This is a genomic window from Amycolatopsis heterodermiae, from assembly GCF_034929455.1.
Classification (GTDB): Bacteria; Actinomycetota; Actinomycetes; order Mycobacteriales; family Pseudonocardiaceae; genus Amycolatopsis; species Amycolatopsis heterodermiae.
The window spans coordinates 50,256-69,788 of the sequence record NZ_JAYFSI010000018.1 but is presented as its reverse complement, the minus strand read 5'-3'; the positions used below and the strand labels follow the sequence as shown (position 1 = coordinate 69,788).

16 protein-coding genes and 1 tRNA gene are annotated in these 19,533 nt (G+C 71.5%); 6 read left to right on the top strand and 11 right to left on the bottom strand.

What is annotated here, in order from left to right; all coding sequences use genetic code 11:
• Nucleotides 1-14 precede the first annotated feature (14 nt).
• The 4 genes from VA596_RS45845 to VA596_RS45830 form a co-directional block, all read right to left on the bottom strand.
• Nucleotides 15-1,304, bottom strand: coding sequence for an aminotransferase-like domain-containing protein (locus tag VA596_RS45845; RefSeq protein WP_323336511.1), 1,290 nt, complete (start codon nt 1,302-1,304; stop codon nt 15-17).
• Entirely contained in the window at nt 1,297-1,971 is a 675-nt protein-coding gene (locus VA596_RS45840; protein ID WP_323336509.1) for an aspartate/glutamate racemase family protein, read from the bottom strand. Before VA596_RS45840 ends, VA596_RS45845 begins: the two co-directional genes overlap by 8 nt.
• Before the next feature lie 78 nt (nt 1,972-2,049).
• Nucleotides 2,050-3,453 (bottom strand): FAD-binding oxidoreductase, encoded by a 1,404-nt coding sequence (locus tag VA596_RS45835; RefSeq protein WP_323336507.1) that lies wholly within the window; start codon nt 3,451-3,453, stop codon nt 2,050-2,052.
• A gap of 155 nt (nt 3,454-3,608) precedes the next feature.
• Nucleotides 3,609-4,424 carry an SAM-dependent methyltransferase gene (locus tag VA596_RS45830; protein WP_323336505.1) on the bottom strand — a complete coding sequence of 272 codons (816 nt, stop codon included), beginning with the start codon at nt 4,422-4,424 and terminating at the stop codon, nt 3,609-3,611.
• A gap of 231 nt (nt 4,425-4,655) precedes the next feature.
• Between VA596_RS45830 and hppD the strand changes: the two genes are divergently transcribed.
• The 4 genes from hppD to VA596_RS45810 are packed head-to-tail and all read left to right on the top strand — an operon-like array spanning nt 4,656 to nt 9,138.
• Complete coding sequence (gene hppD / locus VA596_RS45825; RefSeq protein WP_323336503.1) at nt 4,656-5,699, top strand: 4-hydroxyphenylpyruvate dioxygenase; 1,044 nt, start codon at nt 4,656-4,658, stop codon at nt 5,697-5,699.
• Nucleotides 5,700-5,738: 39 nt separating this feature from the next.
• Complete coding sequence (locus VA596_RS45820; RefSeq protein WP_323336501.1) at nt 5,739-7,496, top strand: non-ribosomal peptide synthetase; 1,758 nt, start codon at nt 5,739-5,741, stop codon at nt 7,494-7,496.
• A gap of 18 nt (nt 7,497-7,514) precedes the next feature.
• Complete coding sequence (locus VA596_RS45815) at nt 7,515-7,739, top strand: MbtH family protein (protein ID WP_323336500.1); 225 nt, start codon at nt 7,515-7,517, stop codon at nt 7,737-7,739.
• A gap of 55 nt (nt 7,740-7,794) precedes the next feature.
• The gene (locus VA596_RS45810) at nt 7,795-9,138 is read left to right on the top strand and encodes an ABC transporter substrate-binding protein (protein WP_323336499.1); all 1,344 of its coding nucleotides are present in this window, start codon (nt 7,795-7,797) and stop codon (nt 9,136-9,138) included.
• Nucleotides 9,139-9,203: 65 nt separating this feature from the next.
• Here the strand turns inward: VA596_RS45810 and VA596_RS45805 are convergent, their stop codons facing one another.
• From VA596_RS45805 to VA596_RS45795, 3 genes are read right to left on the bottom strand one after another with little or no spacing between them, the layout of a single operon-like run.
• Nucleotides 9,204-10,577, bottom strand: coding sequence for a condensation domain-containing protein (locus VA596_RS45805; RefSeq protein WP_323336498.1), 1,374 nt, complete (start codon nt 10,575-10,577; stop codon nt 9,204-9,206).
• Between the two features lie 57 nt (nt 10,578-10,634).
• Nucleotides 10,635-12,191: a 4-hydroxyphenylacetate 3-hydroxylase family protein gene (locus VA596_RS45800; RefSeq protein ID WP_323336496.1), complete on the bottom strand. Its 1,557-nt coding sequence runs from the start codon at nt 12,189-12,191 to the stop codon at nt 10,635-10,637.
• A complete protein-coding gene (locus VA596_RS45795; protein WP_323336494.1) occupies nt 12,188-13,435 on the bottom strand; it encodes an acyl-CoA dehydrogenase family protein in 1,248 nt (415 codons plus the stop codon). Before VA596_RS45795 ends, VA596_RS45800 begins: the two co-directional genes overlap by 4 nt.
• A gap of 213 nt (nt 13,436-13,648) precedes the next feature.
• Here VA596_RS45795 and VA596_RS45790 point away from each other — a divergent pair, with 213 nt between their 5' ends.
• Together VA596_RS45790 and VA596_RS45785 are read left to right on the top strand one after the other, a co-directional pair.
• Entirely contained in the window at nt 13,649-14,827 is a 1,179-nt protein-coding gene (locus tag VA596_RS45790) for an acyl-CoA dehydrogenase family protein (protein ID WP_410171986.1), read from the top strand.
• A 66-nt stretch (nt 14,828-14,893) separates the two neighbouring features.
• A complete protein-coding gene (locus VA596_RS45785) occupies nt 14,894-15,925 on the top strand; it encodes an NAD-dependent epimerase/dehydratase family protein (protein ID WP_323336492.1) in 1,032 nt (343 codons plus the stop codon).
• A 61-nt stretch (nt 15,926-15,986) separates the two neighbouring features.
• Here VA596_RS45785 and VA596_RS45780 read toward each other — a convergent pair whose 3' ends face one another.
• The 4 genes from VA596_RS45780 to VA596_RS45765 form a co-directional block, all read right to left on the bottom strand.
• Nucleotides 15,987-16,175, bottom strand: a complete 189-nt coding sequence (locus VA596_RS45780) for a hypothetical protein (protein ID WP_323336491.1) — start codon at nt 16,173-16,175, stop codon at nt 15,987-15,989.
• A gap of 306 nt (nt 16,176-16,481) precedes the next feature.
• A tRNA-Arg gene (locus tag VA596_RS45775) sits at nt 16,482-16,558 on the bottom strand.
• 951 nt (nt 16,559-17,509) lie between these two features.
• Nucleotides 17,510-17,893, bottom strand: a complete 384-nt coding sequence (locus VA596_RS45770; protein ID WP_323336489.1) for a peptidase inhibitor family I36 protein — start codon at nt 17,891-17,893, stop codon at nt 17,510-17,512.
• Nucleotides 17,894-18,069: 176 nt separating this feature from the next.
• Nucleotides 18,070-19,479: a LacI family DNA-binding transcriptional regulator gene (locus VA596_RS45765; RefSeq protein WP_323336487.1), complete on the bottom strand. Its 1,410-nt coding sequence runs from the start codon at nt 19,477-19,479 to the stop codon at nt 18,070-18,072.
• Between the last annotated feature and the right edge of the window lie 54 nt (nt 19,480-19,533).

Here is a 19,533-nt window from a genome sequence, read left to right as displayed (position 1 = left end):
GTCCCGGAAGCGCCTCACGCGTTCTCGGTGACGAGCCGGGACAGCCGCCGCACGCCCTCCGCGATCTGCTCCGCTTCGAGGTAGCTGCAGGACAGCCGGATCGCGTGGTGGCCGCCGTCGGTGTAGAAGAAGCTCATCGGGGTCCACAGGACCCCGAACTGCTCGGCCGAGCGTTCGAGCAGCTTCTCGTCGGCCTGGAACGGCACGTCCACGACCGCGAAGAAACCGCCGCTCGGCACGTTCCACCGCACCCCGAGCTCGCCGCGTCCCGGCTGCGGGAAGTGCTCCTCCAGCGCGGCGAGCAGGGTGCGCAGGTTGTTCCGGTAGAACGCGAGCTTGTCCCGGTTGGCGGTGCGCAGGCTGCAGCCCGACTCGACGAGGACGCCGCCGATGACGGCCTGCGAGATCGGCGAGGTGTTCACGGTCAGCATGCTCTTGACGGCCGACATCTCGTCGGCGAGCAGGGTGCGTTTGCCCTCCTCGCCGACCACGGTCTGGTCGGCGACGAGGAAGCCGACGCGGGCGCCGGGGAAGCACGACTTCGCGAACGAGCCGAGGTAGATCACGCGGCCCCCGGTGTCCAGTGACTTCAGCGTCGGGCGCGGCTCGTCGTCGAGGCCGAACAGGCCGTACGGGTCGTCCTCGAGCAGGAGCAGGTCCTGCTCGGCCGCGACGTCGAGCAGCCGGCGGCGGGTCGCCACGGGCAGCGAGACGCCGGACGGGTTGGAGAAGTTCGGCACGAGGTAGAGCGCGCGCGGCCGCTTGCCCGCCGCGCGGACCTGCCGCGCGACCTCGGCGACGGTCTCCGGGGCGAGCCCGTCCGGGGTTTCCGGCACCGGCGCCACTTCCACGCCGAGGATCCGGGCGGCGCCGGTCAGCCCGACGTAGCAGGGCTCGGCCACGAGGACGACGTCGTCCGGTCCCGCGCACAGCGCGCGCAGCGCGATGATCATGGCTTCCTGGCAGCCCGCGGTGACCATCACCGACTCCGGGGGCACCGTGATGCCCTCGTCGATCTCGAGCATCCTGGCGATCAGCTCACCGAGCTGGCCGTTGGTGCGCCCGTACTGCAGCAGCAGACCGCGCACCTGCTGCTCGCCGAGGCCGCGCCCCCGCAGATGGTCCACATAGGACTGCTGGTACCGGGCGACGTCCTCGACCGAGTAGAACCCGTCGTACGGCCGCCCCGCGGCGAGCGAGATCGCGTCCGGGTACCGGCCGGCGATCTCGTTGAGGAAGTTCATCGACGTCGCCGCCGGATCGGAGATCGAGACGTGCAGGTCGGCGCGGGACAGCTCAAGCATGGTTCTCCGATCCGGTGGCGGCCAGCGTGGTCAGCTCGACGAGGCGGCTGCCGACGTCGAAGACGGGCAGGTCGCAGGCGGCGGTGACGAACGGCAGGACGGTCGTGAAGTGCGTGCAGGCGAGGACGACGGCGTCGAGCCCGAGTCGTTCGGCGAGGCGCAACGTGGTCGGCAGGTGCGAGGCGGCGAAGGCCGCTTCGGGGTCACCGGCCTCGATCCCGCGCACCAGCGCGGGATCCGACACGCCGAGCATCCGGTGGCCGGGAGCGGTCCGCCACGCGGTGCGCTCGACCCCGAGGACGGCCTGCGCGTTCCCGGTGACGACCAGCGACGAGCCCAGCTTCGGCAGCAGCTCGCGGTACACGGTGAGCGGCGAGATCACCGGCAGGGCCGCGTCGTCGTGGTCGACCACCGCGGACAGCGAGTTGCAGAACAGCATCGCGAGGTCGGTGCCGCCGGCGCGCAGCTCGGCCAGGCACCGGTGGAACGCGGCCGCCAGGCCGGCGGGATCCTGGTACTGCAACGCGTCCTGCTCGTCCGGCGACACCGCCATGGCGTGCGGCCGCGCGGGCAGCCCCGCTCCCCGCAGCAGCTCGGCACCGAGCCCGGAGTCGTACGGCGTCCCGGCGATGACGGCCACCGCGGGACTTCCGCCATCCACCAGCATCGCGTCTCCGTCCGCGTGAGCGTTCTTCCTCCCGATGCTCCCAGCCGGGACGGGCCGCCGCCGTCTCCCCGTGTGCCGTCAGTCCGGCGCGATCACCTTGCCGGGGTTGAGGATTCCGGCCGGGTCGAGCGCGGCCTTCAGCGCCCGGTGGACCCGCAGGCCGACGGGACCGAGTTCGCGCGCGAGCCAGTCCCGCTTGAGCAGGCCGACGCCGTGCTCGCCGGTGCAGGTGCCGCCCAGCGCCAGGCCCAGCCGCATGATCTCGTCGAACACCAGCCGCCCGCGGTCCCGGCCGGCCGGATCGGCCATGTCCACCACGATCACCGGGTGGAGGTTCCCGTCGCCGGCGTGCCCGACCATGCCCACGAGCACGCCGTGCCGTGCGGAGATCTCCTCGACGCCGACCACGAGGTCGACGATCCGCGACCTCGGCACCGCGACGTCGTCCACGACGAGGCCGCCCCGGCCGTCCGGGAACGTCCGCGCCGCAAGCTGTTCCATCGCCGGGTGGGCGAGCCGGCGGGCGGCGGTCAGTGCCTCGGCCTCGACCGCGTCGCCCGCGACGTACAGCTCGCTCGCGCCGGCCGCCCGGCAGCACTCGGCGATCCGGTCGAGCTCGGCGCCGGCGCCATCTCCGGTGTCGGTGGCGATCAGCAGCATCGCCGCGGCCTCGGTGTCCAGGCCCATCGGCCGGTACGCCTCGATCGCCCGCAGGTGCGTGCGGTCGAGCAGCTCCAGCATGCTCGGCACGTGGCCGGCGGCGGTCACCGCGGACACGGCCTGGCCGGCGGCCGCCACCGTCGGGTACACCGCCACGAGGGTCCGGGTCTCCTGGGGCGCGGGCCGGAGCCGGACGGTGATCTCGGTGATGATCCCGAGCGTGCCCTCCGCGCCGACGAACAGCCGCGTCAGGTCGTAGCCGGCGACGCCCTTCACCGTCCGCCGGCCGCAGCGCAGGATCTCGCCGTCGGCGAGCACGACCTCCATGCCGAGCACGTACTCGCCGGTGACGCCGTACTTGACGCAGCACATCCCGCCCGCGTCGGTCGAGACGTTGCCGCCGATCGTCGAGGACTCCCAGGAGCCCGGGTCCGGCGGGTAGGCGAGGCCCTCCTTGGCGGCGGCGCGGCGCAGCTCGGCGTTGACCACGCCCGGCTGCACGACGGCGATCCGCTCCGCCGGGTCGATCTCGAGGATCCGGTTCAACCCGGTCAGCGACACGACCAGGGCTCCGTCGACCGCGTTGGCCGCGCCGGCGAGCCCGGTCCGCGCCCCCTGGGGGACGACGGGCACCCCGTGCGCGGCGGCCACCCGGACGGCGGCGGCGACCTCCGCGGTGTCCCGCGGGCGCACCACGGCGAGCGGGGTACCGGCGTCGCAGAGGTCGGCCTCGTCACGGCGGTGGGTGGCGAGCAGGTCCGGGTCGGTGAGCACCCGGTCGGCGGGCAGTGCCGCCCGCAGGTCGTCGACTGGTGATCCCATGCGTCAACGTTAACGACGACGTCGGCGCGCCTCCAGCTCTCGGCGCGCACTCCGCACTCCGCAGGAACGGCACCGCGGTGCGCCGGAAACGGCGATGGCCGGGTGCGCGGAACGCACCCGGCCAGCGGCCGCGACGGGAGAACCGAGGCGGTGTGCTACCGCTTCCGGGCGCAGAGGATCAGGTAGCTCACGTCCTCCGGGCCGAGGTGGAACCCGTTCTGCATGCCCTGGCGGATGTCGGCGGTCAGCTCCGCGCCGAACTCCTCGCTGAGGCGGCCGCTCATCTCGTCGTGGTGCTCGAGGTAACGCCGGCCGCTGTTCACGTAGACGCGGCGGCCGCACTGGACCTGCTCCTCGACCACGAAACCCGCGGACTCGAACTCCCGCACCCAGGCCTCGGCCGTCATGGGCTCGCGGGCCTGGGGGAACGGCTTCTTCGCCTGGGAGGCCGACGACGTCTTGATCATTTCGGAGAAGGCGACGCACCCGCCGGGCCGGAGGACGCGGTGGAACTCCAGCAGCGCCTTCCCGAGGTCGAAGGCGTTGAAGAGCGACTCGATCGCGACGATGGCGTCGAAGTGGTTCTCCGGGTGGGTCAGGCCGTGGTAGTCGCCGACCTCGAACCGCACCAGGTCGGACACGCCGCTCTCGTCGGCACGCGCCTGGGCGCGAGCGGCTTCGACCGGGCTGATCGTGATGCCGGTGACCCGGGCGCCGTACTCGCCCGCGATGTGGATCGCCGGCGCGCCGAGGCCGCACCCGGCGTCGAGCAGGTGCTCGCCGCGGCGCAGGCCGAGGGTGTCGACGATCTTGCGGGTGAGGCGCTGGGAGGCCTCTTCCAGCGTGGCCTCGTCGCGGTCGTCGTACCAGTAGCCCAGGTGCTGATAGCCGGAGTAGTACTTGTCGGCCATCGGGCTCGAGCCGTCGTAGAACTCGGCGACCTCGGGCGGTGTCCAGCTCAATTCGCTCACGGAATTCTCCCGTCAGGCATGGGGGTCAGGCCACAGCATTTCAGCGCGCCGTGGATGCCGCGTCTTCCTCGTTGCCCGAAGCGGTGGCCCACCCGTTGGCCCTACTCGGCAATCGGAAAGACGTGCGTGCGTGCGCCGGATGTCAACGTCAGTGGGGAATGTCGTAGGTCGACGTCGGTGGCAGCGCCTGGAGGTTGGATGATGACTGCGCGAGCGCAGGTATCCGAAAACATGACCGTTGATTATGTCGAGTTCTATGTCGAGGACATCGAGACGAGCCTCAAGTGGCTCGTGGACGGTTACGGCTGCGCGGTGCGTGCGACCTCCGGGGACGCGCCGGGGCAGGTCCGGTCGGTCGTGGTCGGGCAGGGGGACGTCGACCTGGTGCTGACCGAGCCGGTCGAGCAGGACCACCCGGTGGCCGCGTACGTCGAGCGGCACGGTGACGGGGTCGCCAACATCGGCCTGCGGGTGCCGGACGCCGCCGGCGCGTTCGAGCTGGCGGTGCGCGGTGGCGCGCGCCCGGTCGCGGCGCCCGCCGAGCGCGACGGTGTGGTGACCGCGTCGATCATCGGTTTCGGCGACGTGACGCACACGTTCGTGCAGCGGCCGGCCGGCTCGGCCGCGTACGAGGGGCACGCCCTGGTCGCGGCACCCGGGCCCGGCGCCGGCGCCGGCACCGGACTGCTCACCGTCGACCACTTCGCGGTCGTCGTCGATCCCGGCCAGATCGACGAGACCGTCAAGTTCTACCAGCAGGCCCTCGGCTTCGACCTCACGCTCGCCGAGCGCATCGTGACCGGTGACCAGGCCATGTTCATCAAGGTCGTGCAGAGCAAGTCGCGGGCGGTTACGCTCACGCTGATCGAGGCCGACGCCTCGATGGAGGCCGGTCAGGTGGACGGCTTCCGGAAGGACCACGGCGGCCCGGGCGTGCAGCACATGGCGCTGCGCACCGACGACATCCTCGCCACGGTGGCGCAGCTCGCGGAGCGCGGCATCGAGCTGCTGTCCACTCCGGACGCCTACTACTCCCGGCTGGCCGAGCGCGTGCAGCCGGACCGGCACACCGTCGAAGAGCTCCGCGCGCGGAACATCCTGCTCGACGAGGACCACGACGGCCAGCTCTACCAGATCTTCGCGAAGTCGGTGCACCCGCGGAACACGATCTTCCTGGAGATCATCGAGCGGGCCGGCGCGAGCACGTTCGGCAGTTCGAACATCAGGTCGCTGTACGAGGCGGTCGAGACCCAGCGGCACCGTGACGGCAACTGAGCCGGAACCGCAGGCGGGATAGGGATGGGGACCACGGAAATGGAATCATTCGTCATCTCCGAGCGGTTCGCCGGGCAGGTCGCGCGGACACCGGACGCGATCGCGGTGTCCGACGGCGCGACCGCGCTGACCTACCGGGAGCTGGACGAGCGGGCCAACCGGCTCGCGCACCGGCTCATCGGGCTCGGCGTCCGCCAGGACCACCGGGTGGCGGTGCTGCTGGAGCGGTCGATCGACCTGGTGGTGGCGATCCTCGCGACCGTCAAGGCCGGCGGCGTCTACGTGCCGGTGCACGAGGACTACCCGGCCGACCGCCGTCAGTGGGTCGTCGACCACGCGGACGTGACGGTGCTGTTGGCCGACACGGTGATGCGCGGGGCCGGCCTGCCGGCCGGCGTGCCGGTGCTGGTCGTCGACGACGACCCGGCGACCGCCGGGCAGCCGGCCACCGACCCGTCGGTGCCGATCCACCCGGACCAGCTGGCCTACGTGATCCACACGTCCGGTTCCACCGGTCACCCCAAGGGTGTCGCGGTGACGCAGCGGGACGTGGTGCGGCTGATCTTCAACACCCAGTGGACGGTCGAGCGGCACGCGCGGGTGCTGATGGTGGCGCCGTACGCGTTCAACGTGTCCACCTACGAGATCTGGATGCCGCTGCTGCACGGCGGCCGGATCGTCATCGCCCCGCCCGGCCGCCTGGAGCCCGCGACGCTGCGCGAGCTGATCGCGCGGGAGCGGATCACCGGGATCCACCTGACCGCCGGGCTGTTCCGGGTGCTCGCGGAGGAGTCCCTCGACACGTTCACCGGCCTGTCCGAGATCCTCACCGGCGGCGACGTGATCGCGCCCGGCGCGGTGCGCCGGGTCCTCGACGCCTGCCCGGACATCGTGATCCGGGCGATGTACGGCGTCACGGAGTGTTCGCTGTTCTCCGCGCACAACCCGCTGGACGCGTCCTTCCGGCCCGGCACGCTGGTGCCGCTCGGGGACGCGTTCAACGACGTCACGATCCACCTCCTCGACGACCGGCTCTCCCCGGTGCCGAACGGCACCGAAGGGGAGATCTACATCGCCGGCCGGGGCGTCTCGCGCGGCTACTTCGGCCGCACGGACCTGACGGCGGAGGTGTTCGTCGCGGACCCGTTCGGCGAGCCGGGCACCCGGATGTACCGCACCGGCGACCTGGCCCGCCGCAACGACGACGGCCTGATCGAGCTGGTCGGCCGGGCGAGCAGCCAGGTGAAGATCCTCGGCTTCCGCGTCGAGCTGGCCGAGGTGGAGGCCGCGCTGGCCTCCTACCCCGGTCTCGCGCAGGTCGTCGTCGTGGTCCGCGAGCTCGAGTCGGGGGAGAAGCGGCTGGTCGGTTACGTCGTGCCGGAGTCCGGCGACGTCGACCTGGGGGCGCTGCGCGCGCACGTCCGGGAGTCGTTGCCCGACTACATGATCCCGGCCGCGTTCGTCCAGCTGGCGTCGCTCCCGCTGACGGCGAACGGGAAGCTGGACCGCAAGGCGATGCCGGAGCCCGACTTCGAGGCCGCCGCGGCCTACCGGGCTCCGGAGACGCCGCTGCAGGAAGCGCTGTGCGCGATCTTCGGCTCGGTGCTCGAGGTGCCCCAGGTCGGCATCGACGACAGCTTCTTCGACCTCGGCGGCCAGTCGCTGCAGGCGATGCGGCTGCTCAACCGGATGAAGGCCGACCTCGACGTCGACCTGCTGATCAACGTGCTGTTCGACAAACCGACCGTGGCCGAGCTGGCCGAACACATCGACGGCGCCGCCGCCGCGGCGGCCTGACGCGGAGGAGTGCAACGGATGGCGAACCCATTCGAGGACCAGGACGCCGACTACACCGTCCTGCGCAACGGCGAGGGCCAGCACTCGCTGTGGCCGGCGTTCGCGCCCGTGCCGGCCGGCTGGACGGCCGTGCACGGGCCGGGGCGCCGCGCGGAGTGCCTGGCCTACGTCGGGGAGCACTGGGTGGACCTGCGCCCGCGGGGCGTCGCCGAGTTCATCGCGGCGAACTCCGGCACCAGCTGACGCGAGCGGCGCACCCACGACGTTCCCCGTAATCCCGTTCGCATTGGAGGATGTTGTGTCGAACGCTGCCGACCCGGCCGACTCGACAACGATCGACGTCTGGCTCACCGACCATCCCATCCCGGACTTCAACGCCCCGGTCAAGGAAGCCGCGGAGACGTTCGGCCGGGCGCACCCGGGACACCGGATCCGGATTCGCGAGATCAACTACGCCGATCTGCCGCGGGCGGTCGCCGAGGCGGTGGCGCAGGGGAACCCGCCGGACGTCGCCGAGTACTACTTTTCGGCGACCCAGGTGGCGCTCGACACGCGCGGGGCCGGCGGCGGTCCGCTGTTCGTGCCGATCCAGCGCCTGCTCGGGGACCGCACCAAGATCCTCGGGGAGCCGGTGGTCGTCGACGACATCCTGCCGGTCGTGCGCGACTACTACAGCAGGGGCGGCGAGCTGGTCTCCATGCCGACGATGGCGTCGACCGCCATCCTGTTCGCCAACCAGGACGTCCTGCGGCGGGCCGGGGTCGACCGGCTGCCGTCGACGTGGCGGGAGCTCACGGCCGCGTGCGCCGCGGTCGCCGGCCTGCCCGGCGGACCGGCGCACGGCATCGCCTGGCCCAACCACGGCTGGCTCATCCAGATGGAGCTCGCCGCGCAGGGCCGGTTGCTGAGCAACGGGGACAACGGGCGCAGCGGCCGGTCCACCCGGGTCACCCTCGACTCACCCGAGATGCTCGCCTACGCGCGGTGGTGGCAGGACATGCACGAGCGCGGCCACCTGCTGTACACCGGCGAGCCGGGTGACTACTTCGGGGCCATGGAAGCGTTCACGAGCCAGGACACCGCGTTCGTGATCACGTCGTCGGCGACCTCCCAGTACATGACGCACCTGGCCGCCGAGGCCGGGTTCGAGCTCGCGATGGGCGCGGTGCCGAACAACGAAGAGGCGCCGTACGCCGGCCGCAGCCTCGGCGGCCAGTCGATGTTCGTGGCGGCGGGACTGCCGAAGGAGAAGGAAGACGCGGCGCTCGCCTTCACCCAGCACCTGCTCAACCCGGACCACGCCCTCCGGCGCCTGTACGCCGGTTCGCTCCCGGTGATGCAGCCGGCGTACGAGCAGGTCGTCGCGGACGGCTGGGCGGATCGGGAGCCCGGTTTCCGCGTCGCGGCGGAGCAGGTCCTCTCGTCGGACCGGACGCCGGCGGCGACCGGCGCGCTGCTCGGCGACCTCAGCGGGATCAACGACGAGCTGACCTCGGCGATGCACGACGTCCTGGTCTCGGGGGCGGAGCCGGCCGCCCGGTTCCGGGTGGCGACCGAGCAGGCGCAGGAACGGCTCGACCGGTACAACCAGGCCTGCCTCGCCTACCCGCCGGTGACGCCGGAGGCGCTCGAGGCGGGCTGATCCCGGGCTCGTGCAAAAAGGATCCCGCCCGGCGACTTCGCCGGGCGGGATCCTTTTGCTTCGGGTCACTCCGTGGTTAGCACGGTCTCGAGCGGCGCGTCGACGTTCGCGAGCGCGATGCGCAGCAGCCGGGTGTAGTCGGCGGCCAGGCCTTTCAGCGTTGCGGCGTCGAAGTCGTTGCTGTTGAAGCGGATGCTGCCGATGATCTCGCCGTCGGGGTGGACGTCGAGGGCCCACAGCACGCCGTCGGGGATGTCGGCGGTGTTCGCCTCGTCCAGCAGCCGGCGGCGCAGCTGCGAAACCTTGAGGTCACCGACGGGGTTGCCGTCGGCGCCGACCGGGAACTGGAAGATCTCGAACGCCTGCACCGCGCAGGTCGGGTCGGCGAACGGGGCGATGACCGACGGCGCCACGCCGACGATCTCGCCGAACGGGATCTCCTGGGAGTACATCCCGAGGCAGGTGTTGCGCGTGCTGGTGAGCAGCTCGCGGAACGTCCTGCAGGCCGAGAGATCCGTGCGCAGCGGCAGGAAGTTGAAGAAGGCGCCGACCGTCTCGTTGAAGGCGGGGTTGTTGCGGCCCGACGTGATGGTCGCCAGCGTCAGGTCGGTTTCCCCGGTGATCTTGTGCGACAGCAGGGTGAACGCGGCGAAGCAGACCATGAACGGCGAGCTGCGCAGCTGCTTGGCGGCGAGCTGCACCGCCGACGTCACCTCGCGGTCGATCAGGAACCGGTGCACCGAGTACACGCCGGTGGCGTCGGTGCGCGTCCGGTCGGTCGGGAGCCCCGAGAACGAGGCGTCGCCGATGTTGTTCGCCCAGTACTCGCGCGCCGAGGCGACGGCGGCACCGGCCAGGTACTCCTGCTGCCACGTCGCGTACTCGCCGTACTGCGCGAACTCGGGGAGCTCCGGCTCGCCGAAGCCGCGGCGCGCCGCGTAGAACTGCAGCAGGTCGCGGATGATGATCTGCATCGACCAGCCGTCGCTCACCGTGTGGTGGGTGTTCACGACGAGCACGGAGTCCTGGTCGTCGAACCGGCCGAGCGCGGCCCGGATCAGGGGCTGCTCGGTGGCGGGGCAGGAGCCGGCCTCGATCCGGTTGAGGAACTCGTGCGCGACGGTGTCGCGGGCGGCGCCCGGGCCGGGGTCGGCGAGCTCGTGCTCCTCGAGCACCGGCGTCTCGGGCGGGTGCACCAGCTGGTACGGCGCTTCGCCGTCCCGGCCGATCGTCGTGCGCAGCACCTCGTGCCGGACGACGAGGTCGTGCAGCGCCCCGCGCAGGGCCTCGGTGTCGACGGTGCCCTCGATCCGCCAGCCGCCGCCGACGATGTGCCGGGGGCCGAACACGCCCTGGTCCGGACCCTTGTCGAACATCAGGAGGAACTGCTGGTTGGTGCTCAACGGGGCGCCGGGGGGCGCCGTTTCCGAACCGCTCATTCTGGTCTTTCCTTCCGGGCTCGCCCCTTGTCGGCGACGTGGGTGTCGAGGAGGTGCTCAGCTGAGGAGGTCACGGCCCATTTCGCCGAGCTGCCCGAACGAAGCGAGGTCGGGCACCTGCCAGCCGTCCAGGTCGTATTCGGCGAGGCAGCGGTCGACGAGTTCCTTGTGGCTGTCGAGCTGTCCGTCGCCCATCTGCCCGAACAGCAGCTCCAGCCGGGTGTTCTCGTGGTTGCCGCCGTAGTTGCGCTCGTAGAGGTCGTGCCGGCCGCCGAACTCGGTGCCGACCGCGTCCCACAGGAGCTTCATGACCTTCACCCGCTCGACGGAGTCGACGCCGTGCGAGCCGCGCAGGTACTTGTCAAGGTAGGGCCGGACGTCCGGGTTCTGGAAGTCCTTCGCGCTGGAGTTCAGGTAGATCAGCCCGCTCGCGACGTCCTGCATGACGATCTCGCGCATCCGCGCGTAGCCGAGCTGGGAGAACCAGCGGTAGGCCATGCCGTAGTTCGGGTTGGGCAGCACCGAGCCGTTGCGCCAGGGCACCGGGTTGCGCGCCGCCGCGTCGGACAGGCCCCAGAACAGGTTGCGCCAGGCGAGCACCTCGCCCAGGCGGGCCTGCACCCCGCGGAAGTCGCTCGTCCCGGTGATGTCCAGCGCCTTGGCCAGCAGGCCGGCGAGGAACTCGAACTTCACCGCGAGCCGGGTGCAGCCGTGGAAGGTGAACCGCTCGACGAACCCGGAGTGCCCGGTGAACATGCCGACCTTGGCGACGTCACCGTAGATGAACACGTTCTCCCACGGGATGAGCACCTTGTCCAGGATCAGGATGGTGTCGTTCTCGTCCAGGCGCGAGGAGAGCGGGTAGTCGAACGGGCTGCCCGTCAGCGCGGACGCGGCCGTGTAGGACTGGCGGCAGATCAGCTTCATCCCGCGGGCGTCCATCGGCACCGTGGCGACGAGGGCGAACTTGCGGTCCTTGATGGGCAGCCCGTAGTGGGCGATGAAGTTGTAGTGCGTCAGCGCGGACCCGGTCGCCACGACCTTGGCGCCGGACACGATCAGCCCGTTGTCGGTCTCGCGCTCGACGTGGACGAACACGTCGGAGACCTCGTCCGGCGGCCGGTCGCGGTCCACCGGCGGGTGCACGATCGCGTGGTTCCAGTACAGGACCTTCTCCTGCGACTCCTTGTACCAGCGCCGCGCGTTGGCGGCGAACGGGCTGTAGAAGTCGGCGTTCGCCCCGAGCGTGCCGAGGAACGACGCCTTGTAGTCCGGGCTGCGGCCCATCCAGCCGTAGCTCATCCGCGCCCACGCCGCGATCGCCCGCTGGTCGGCGACGAGGTCCTCGGCGCTGTGCGGGGTGGTGTAGAAGCGGTGGGTGTAGCCGCCGGGCCCGCCGGCGTCGGTGGCCGTGGTGAGCACGTCGCGGTGCTCGGGGTCGTGCAGCGCGTCGTAGAGCCGCGCGGTCATCCGCACCGGGTTGCGGAACGCCGGGTGCTCGGTGACGTCCTTGACGCGCTCGCCGTAGAGGTAGATTTCCCGGTCGTCACGCAGGCTTTCGATGTACTCGGTCCCGGTCAGCGGTCGCGTGGTCTCGCCCGTCGGTTCGCTCATGGGTGCGCCAAGCCGAAGACCTCGGCGGCCAGCTCGCGGCCGGCGAGCTTGGCCAGGAAGACGCTCACCCCGCCGTGACTGTGCAAAGTGGACATGTCGCGCCAGATCCGCTCGATGCGCTCGCCCGTCCGCACCGCGCTCGACCCGGCGGTCGGGAACAGGTGGTCGGCCACGGCGCTCCAGGCCAGCCGGAGGGCCTCGCTGCTGATCAACGACAGCTTCAGGTCGACCTCACGGGTGAAGGCCGCCGATCCGCGCTCGGCCGTCTCGTGCCACTGCCGCACCGCGTCGGTCAAAGCGGCGCGCGCGGCGGCGATGCGCCCGGCGGCTTCGCCGTAGTGGAGCTGGAAGTCCGGGTCCTCGGCGCGCGGGACGATCGGCGGGTAGATCGTCGTGCGGTCGAGCATCAGCCGGCCGTAGGCCTCCAGCGCACCGCTGGCCATGCCGACCGCCAGTGCGCCGACCTGGAACTGGATCATGCTGAGCACGCCGCCGCCGTACAGCGGGTTGCCGTGCAGCGCGAACCCGGGCGTGCCCTCGACGACGGACGTCACGCCCATGTGCGTGCCGGGCAGGGCGAAGTGCGCCGGGATGTGCGCGTGGTCGATCTTGACGCTGTGCGAGCCGCTGCCCTTCAGCCCGAGCTGCGCACCCCAGTCGTCGAGCCGCTCCCACTGGTCGCGGGGCACGACGAACAACATCGGCGCGGGCGGTTCGCCTTCCCCGCCGGCCACGAGCGTGTGGCCGATGAAGTGGGTGGCGTAGGGCGAGCCCGAGCTGTACCGGTGGACGCCGTCGACGATCCAGCCGCCGTCCTCGGCCCGCTCGGCGAACCCGACCGGCCCGACCGTCGCCGGGCAGATGAAGTCGCCACCCGCGAACAGCTCGTCCTGCGCGGCTTCGCCGAACAGGCTCGCGGCGACGTGGGCGTGCGAGGCGCCGAAGGTGTACATCCACGCAGTGGACGGACATCCGGCGGCGAGCGCGGTCACGACCCGCAGGTAGGTGTCGAGGCCGAACTCGTAGCCGCCGTAACGCCGCGGCACGAGCAGCCGGTAGAAGCCCGCGTTGAGGAGCTCGTTGTGCGTCTCCAGGCCGTAGTACCCGCGCTCTTCGGTTTCCTGTTGCCGGTCGACGAGCCCGGCGGCGATGCGCTCCGCGCGGGCCACGACCTCGTCCGCCGTCAGCCCGGGTTCGGGCGGGGACGGGTGGCCGTCTGCTGGCAGACTCCTGGCGGCAGTCATGTCCTGTCATCCCTTCGGCGACGTGGCTCGACCTCGAGGATCACACCGGTGTCCGAGCGCTGACATCCTTGGGAATGCTGAGTGCCGATCGCAAGCCAGGAGACGCGACATCCGGCCGGGCGGAGCATTCTCGAACCCGGAATATCCGTGGACGCCGGCCCAGCCTTGCGCGACTAGGTGTTCGTCTCACGCCCCTTCTCTTTGGAGGATATCTTGGCCACCACGATCCCGACGCGCGAAGAACTCGTGCGCAAGGCGACGGACCTGATCCCGCTGCTGCGCAAGCACGCGCCGTGGGCCGCGCAGAACCGCAGGCTGCACGACGAGGCGATCGAGGCGCTGGCCGACGCCGGTGTGTTCAAGTTGCGGCGCCCCAAGCACTTCGGCGGCTACGAAGCGGACACCCGCACGCTCACCGAGGTCGGCTCGGCGCTCGGCCAGGGCTGCGGCTCCACCTCCTGGGTCGCCTCCGTGTACTGGATCCCGACCTGGATGGCCTGCCAGTTCCCGGACGAGGTGCAGGAAGAGGTCTTCGCCACCGAGGACACGCGGATCTGCGGCACGCTGAGCCCGTCCGCGATGGCCACCCCGACCGAGGGCGGCATCGTCGTCAACGGCAAGTGGGGCTTCATCAGCGGCGCCCTCCACGCGCAGTGGCAGGAGATCATCGCGATCCTGATCCCGCCGGAGGGCGAGCCGTACCCGGTGATGGCCCTGGTTCCGTTGTCGGACCTGCTCGTCATCGACGACTGGGACACCACGGGCCTGCGCGGCACGGGCAGCGTCAGCACCGTGGCGAAGGACCTGTTCATCCCGCAGGAGCGCGTGCTGCCCCTGCCGGTGGTGCTGTCCGGCCAGACCGCCTCCAAGCGCAACGCCAACTCCACGATCTACCGCGCGCCGCTGCTGCCGGTCGCCGCCGCGTCGTCGACGGGCACCATCGTGGGCATGGCCAAGGGCGCCAAGGACGTCTTCCTGGACCGCCTCCCCGGCCGCAAGATCACCTACACGAACTACGAGAGCCAGCGCGAGGCGCCGATCACCCACTTCCAGGTGGCCGAGGCGGCGATGAAGATCGACGAAGCCGAGTTCCACGCCTGGCGCGCGTCGAACCTGGTGGACCGCAAGTGCGAAGAGGGCACCGAGTGGAAGCTCGAGGAGCGCGCCCAGACCCGCGCCGACGTCGGCGCGGTCATCAAGCTCGCCAAGGACGCGATCGACATCCTGGCGTCCGCCAGCGGCGGCACCTCGATCTACAACGGGATCCCGATCCAGCGCATCAACCGTGACATCCAGGCGGTCAACCAGCACGCGCTGATGCACCCGAACACGAACTTCGAGCTCTACGGCCGGGTCCTGTGCGGCCTCGAGCCCAACACGCTCTACATCTAGTCCCGGAACAAGGGGCCGTTGTCCGTGCCACGGGCAGCGGCCCCTTTTCTCGTACCTGGAGGTTCGATGTTGGTCAGTGTCACCGGTGGCACCGGGTTCGTCGGCGCGCACTCGGTCGCCGCCGTGCTCCGGGCGGGCCACCGCGTCCGGCTGCTGGTCCGCGACGAGTCCACTGTGGAGCGTGCCCTCGCGCCGCTGGGTGCCGACACCGCCGCGGTGGACGTCGTCACGGGGAACGTGCTCGACCAGTTCAGCGTGGACCGCCTGGTGCGCGGCGCCGACGCGATCCTGCACGCCGCCTCGGTCTACTCTTTCGACAGCCGCGCCCACCGCGAGATGGCCCGGACGAACGTCGCCGGCACCGCGAGGGTGCTCGACGCCGCGCGCCGCACCGGCACCGGCCGGGTCGTGTACGTGTCCAGCTTCGGCGCGTTGCTGCCCGCCGCGGGCCGGGTGCTCGGCCCGGACTCGCCGGTCGGCCGCCCCCGCGAGACGTACCTCGCGGCGAAGGCCGAAGCCGAGACCCTCGCCCGCTCGCACCAGGCCGCCGGGATGCCGGTGACGATCACCTACCCGCCCGCCCTCCTCGGCCCGCACGACCCCAAGCTGGGCGACCAGGTCACGCGCCTGCGCAACACGTTGCGCGGCCTGATGCCGGTGTGGCCGTCGGGCGGCCTCCCGATCGGCGACGTCCGCGACACCGCGGCCCTGCACGCTGCCCTCATCGGCGGCGCGGGCCCGGCGGGCAACCGCCATTTCGGCCCCGGCCACTACCTGAGCACCCGCGAGTTCGTGGCGACGTTGCGCGAGGTCACCGGCCGCGCCCTGCCGGCGGCCTTCCTGCCCGCGCGGGCGATGCTCCCGCTCGGCGCGGTCATGGGCCTCGTGCAACGGGCCTGGCCGTGGCACATCCCGGCCGAGTACGGCGCGATCTACACGTGCGCGTGCGCGGCCAGGGTGGACGAAAAGGCGAGCGGGCGCCCGAGCCGTCCGGTGACGGAGACGTTCGCCGACACGGTGCGCTGGTTGCACGACAGGGGACTCCTTTCGGATCGCGCGGTGGGGACCGCGACGGACGCCGGGCTGCGCGCGGCCTGAGCGACGGTCCATCGTGGAGCGTCGCGTCACCCGGCGGGGTTCGTCCACTGAGGAACTCCGGTCACGCGGCCTCCCGTTCGTCGGCGTCCGGCGGCCCGGCGGGGCACCTTCGCGACTGCGCGGCGAGGTGGTGCAGCTTCAGCAGGTGCCGCTGCACCAGCCCGGCCGCGCGAGCCTCGTCCAGAGCGGCGCGCACCGCCCGGTTGCTCCGGCGCCGGCGGTGCCGTGGTGCGGGTTCGTGGTGTTCCATCGTGATGTCCTTCACGGTGCATCGCCGGATCGGGTCGGCGTGTCGGCGGGCGGACGGCCTCGGACGTCGCTCGACGTGATCGAGCGATCGCAGGCGCGACAAGATAACGAGCTTGTCTCAAGGGGAACTCGGAAGCACCGGTTGGGCCGGTCGGCCGCTGACCCCAGCGGCCGTCCGGACTCTTCGCCGTTTTGCGGGCAACGAACGTCCGGAGTCCACTTTGGGCGCGCGGGCGCCTGCCGCACTTGCCTCACACAGCTGGCCAGGGTGGCGCCGTGCGCAGCCCGCGCACGGCGTCTTCCCTGGTGGCGCCCCCGGCAGGACTCGAACCTGCGACCTAGAGATTAGAAGGCTCTTGCTCTATCCAGCTGAGCTACGAGGGCCCGCGCCGACGGCTGCTGCCGGTCGATGCCGGTCGCCCGGCACCGGCAGCTTAGTCGTCGCCATCCTCTCGATCGTTCGACACCGGCGAATCGTTTCAGGTCTCGTTCGACGGAATTCCGAAGCCAGGTCACGAAGCCGTTGCGCCCAGGTGTGGTGCGGGTGGGTGAACCCGCGCGGGTGAGGTGGTGCAGACCTTTCGGTGCTGTGGGTGGTCACTCGGGCGCTGTCAGTGGCGCTCCAGGTGACGCGGGCACGAGGTGGGCGAGCGGCTCCGGCTGGGCATGCGCGGGGTCCTTTCGGTGGCGGTGGGGCGGATCGGTGCTGATCAAGGTCCGCCGACCAGGTGGTTTCGCGGCCCGGCCTTTAGCGCGCGATCGGCTGACGCCGATCGGCGGCTTGCTGTGGCGGGTGGGTCACGAGCGGTGTCAGGCAGGTCCTGGTGCAGCAGGCGACGGCTTGCCGTGTCGCGAGGTCCGCGCACGGCCTCCGGCGGGGCCTGGTGCTGCTGGGGGCCGGTTGCGGTGTTGCGAGGTCGTGCACGGTCTCCGGCGGGGCCTAGTGCTGCTTGGGACCGGTTGCCGTGTCGCGAGGTCGTGCACGGCTTCCGGCGGGGTCTGGTGCTGCAGGGGCCGGTTGCTGTGTTGCGAGGTTGCGCACGGTCTCCGATGGGGCCTGGTGCCCCGGGGACCGGTTGCCGTGTCGCGCGGTCCGTGAACGGTGCCGGGCGGGTGCTTCAGCCGCCGGTCGGCGGCCTTTCCGCGTCACGAGGTCCACGGGCGGCGCCACTGCCTGCGCGTGCCGTGGTGGCCCCGTGGGCGCGCCACGCCGCAGAGGCGCGCCCACGGGGTGGGGCCGCTTCGGGGGTGAGCGGCCCCGGTCGGGCCCGGCTGCCGCCGTGCGAGCCGGCTCGTTCCTGGGAGCAGGTGGCCGGCCGGGCCCGGATCAGGGGGTCACTCCCAGATCTGGATCGCGCGGACCACGAACGGGCCCTTCGGCACGAACGTGCCACCACCCGGGTAGGTGATGAAATCTCCCTCGGTCGCGCATTCCTCACTCTGGTAGACCGTGACGTCGCGGCTCATCAGATTCGCGAACGACGATCCGTCGAATCCTTCGGGTAGCGGAATGCACTCCCCGGGATTCGAGTTTCGCAGGTCGAAGTGCTGCGTCTCGCCGCTGTAGTCGTCCGCCGACCACAGGCAGAATTCACCCTTCTGGCAGGCCGGATCCGCCTGTGCGGGTGCGGCTTGGGCGGCTCCGGCGCTGGTCAGCAGGCCGAACACGGCCAGGACGAGCAGGTGCGGCAGACGGGCACGGATACGGCGTGCGGACATGGTGGTTTCCCCTCCGGAAGTCGCGGCTTTCGCGGGCCGCGGTGAATGTGTGATTCCAGATTGGCGGGCAGCGGGGGAGTTGTCAGCCCGCAATTTCGATTCTGTGGACAACTGCCGGGGCGGGGAATGGTTGTCCACAGATCCGCGAACGGTCTTGTCCGCGGGACGCGGTGGTGCTACGCGCGGGCCGTGCTGGCGCGCACCACCAGCTCCACCGGCACCTCGTCCGGCGCGGCCGGGGATGTCCCCGCCAGCAGGTGCAGCACCAGTTCCCCGGCGATCCGGCCCTTGGCCGCGAGGTCCTGCCGCACCGTGGTCAGCGGCGGCTCCGACCAGCCGGCGACGGAGGTGTCGTCGAAGCCCACCACCGACAGCTCCTCCGGCACGCGGATCCCCAGCTGCCGCGCCACGGCGATCGCGGCCAGGGCGAGCTGGTCGGACATGCACAGCAGCGCCGTCGGGCGCGGGGTCCGTCCGAGCAGCGCGAACGCGCCGGTCATCGCGCTCTCGGCGCTCAACCCGGCCGCCTCTTCGATGACCACGTCGGCCGCGCCTGCCAGAGGACTCGGGCCGGCCACGCCGGACGCCACGCCGCTCCCAGCGCCGCTCGGGTCACCGCCCACTGAACCCATCGCGCTGCTCTCCGCGCCACTTGCGCTGCTGCTGACCAAGCCCATCGCGCCATCCGGGTTGCCGCTCGCCAAGTCCGCTGTGCCGCTCTCCGTGCCGCCTGCGCTGCTGCTGATCAAGCCCGTCGCGTCGCTCGGGTTGCCGCCCGCTGAGCCCGCTGTGCCGCTCTCCGTGCCACTTGCGCTGCTGCTGATCAAGCCCGTCGCGCCACCCGGGTTGCCGCCCACCAAACCCGCCGCGCTCGAACCACCCGCACCAGCGAAAGGCGTGAGCACCTCCAAATACCCCGCCAACCGCTCCCGAGTATCGCGAAAAGCGGCAGCCGCCCCCTGCTCAGCCGTCAGCGACCCCCCACCTGGCATAACCCGGCTCGCCGCGGCGAAGATGCCGAAACGCCGGTGCCCCAGCTCCAGCAGGTGCCGTGCGGCCAGCGCCGCGCCCTGGCGGTCCTGGCAGCCGATGCGGGACGTGCCCGGCAGCAGTGGCTGGTCGATCACCACCAGTGGCAGGCCGCGCTCGTGCACCGCGTCCAGGGCCGGGGTGCCGTCGGCCAGGGAATACGCCACCGCGATGTCGGCCTGCGCGGCCAGCACGCGCTCCGCGGGCGGGCCGCCGCGGGGATCGCCGCCGGGCAGGAGCAGCAGGGCGTGGCCACCCGGGTCGACGGCCCGCGCGAGCGCGTCCAGCGTCACCGACAGCGCCGGGTCCGAGAACGCCGTCGACAGCGACGTGTCCAGCAACACCGCGATCGCCCCGGTCCGGCTGGTCGCGAGGCTCCGCGCGGTCGGGTTCGGCCCCGCGTAGCCCAGCTCCTTCGCCGCCCGCAGCACTTGCTCCCGCAGCGGGGCGGACAGCTGGTCGGGCCGGTTGTAGGCGTTCGACACCGTGGCCCGGGAGACCCCGACGGCCTCGGCGACGTCGTCCAGGGTCGGACGCCGCCGCCGGGTGCTGGTCATCGGCGCAGTCTAGCCGGAATCCGGTGGACTTTCTGAAGCGCTTCAGTCACGCTG